The 1,405-nt window shown below is 57.5% G+C and carries 1 protein-coding gene; it reads left to right on the top strand.

Features of this window, described 5'->3' with window-relative positions; all coding sequences use genetic code 11:
- Positions 1 to 666: 666 nt before the first annotated feature.
- The coding region (locus tag JKL46_RS34780; protein WP_246529750.1) for a reverse transcriptase domain-containing protein at positions 667 to 1,405 on the top strand (739 nt) is incomplete at its 3' end.

Genomic DNA, 1,405 nt, shown 5'->3' with positions numbered 1-1,405 from the left:
AGCGACTTCACCTATGGTGCGCCTCGTCCCGGATGGTCCGGGGTGCATATGTCTGGAATGCGATGAGAAAGGAGGAAAGGAGAATGCCCTGCCCCTTGCTGTGAGGGGGCATGAGCCCAAGCGGCGGTGACCTGCTGTCAACTGGCAGGGTGACGTAGCCCGCAGGTAAAGGGGATTGAGGCGAAGCCGTTACGCCAAGATGGTTCCCGAGGCTGTAGTATTGGAAGGTTGAGGAACACGAACCGGTTCACCCGCATCTGAGGGCTGGAATGTCGCCTCCGCCTACACGGCTTAATAGGCGGAATGCTGATGATGTCGCCGGACACGTATGACGGCGTGCATCCGAACGGGAGCAGAGATGTAGGACGCTCGCGAAGGGCCTTGGGGAGAACACAGCCAGACCATGGCATCGGCATCGACTTGCAGAATGCAAGGACAAAGACTGCGACCGGCAGCCTCACCAATACGCATGATGTCCAGCATATGAACGAGGGAAGGCATGGTGGAATGCTAAAGGAGTTGACCCTGATGTCCATCATGCTGGCGGAGTTCCCGTAGTAGTCCGCGACAGGGAAAGCCTGTCACATGGCGAAGGGGAACAGTTCAACCTGCTTGAAGTGCAAACTACCTGACCCAATGAGGTGAAGACCTTTGATAATCAGCGAAATGCAGCACAAGCTCGCAACATGGGCCAAGACCGATCCAAACCGCAGGTTTGACCGGCTTCTCCGGCTCATTGCCGATCGGAAGTGGCTTGCCGAAGCCGCCCGGATCGTTCTGGCGTCAAGTGGCGCCCGAACACCGGGCATTGACGGAATGGATAAGCAACGACTTCAGGTCAGACTGGATCAGCATCTGGATGACCTGCGGATGAGCCTGCTGAAGGGCAGCTACTGCCCCAAGCCGGTCAAGCGGATCTATATCCCGAAGTCTAATGGCAAGCTACGACCACTGGGTATTCCGACCCTGACAGATCGCATTGTCCAACGCGCCATGCTGATGGCCATGGAGCCGATCTGGGAAAGCGATTTCCACCGGCTTTCCTATGGCTTCCGGCCTGAGCGGAGCGTGCATCATGCCGTCCGCACCGTGAAGATACAGCTTCAGGATGGAACCGATACGACGAGGGGCCGCTGGATCATCGAAGGTGATCTGGCAAGCTACTTCGATACGGTCCATCACCGGCTGCTTCTCCGATGTGTGCGGCGACGGGTGCAGGACAGGCGATTTGTCGATCTTCTCTGTCGTTTCCTGAGGGCGGGTCACATCGATCGTGACCTGTTCGTGGCCTCCAGCGAAGGCGTTCCGCAAGGTGGCGTTCTGTCACCGCTCTTGTCCAACATCATGCTCCATGAGTTTGATGCGTGGCTAGATGCGAAATACCTCAGCGACAAGGCGCGTAAGG

Source organism: Microvirga zambiensis WSM3693 (genome assembly GCF_016735695.1).
GTDB lineage: Bacteria > Pseudomonadota > Alphaproteobacteria > Rhizobiales > Beijerinckiaceae > Microvirga > Microvirga zambiensis.
Note: the sequence above shows the minus strand (reverse complement) of the source record. Positions and strands in the feature narration are given on the sequence as shown.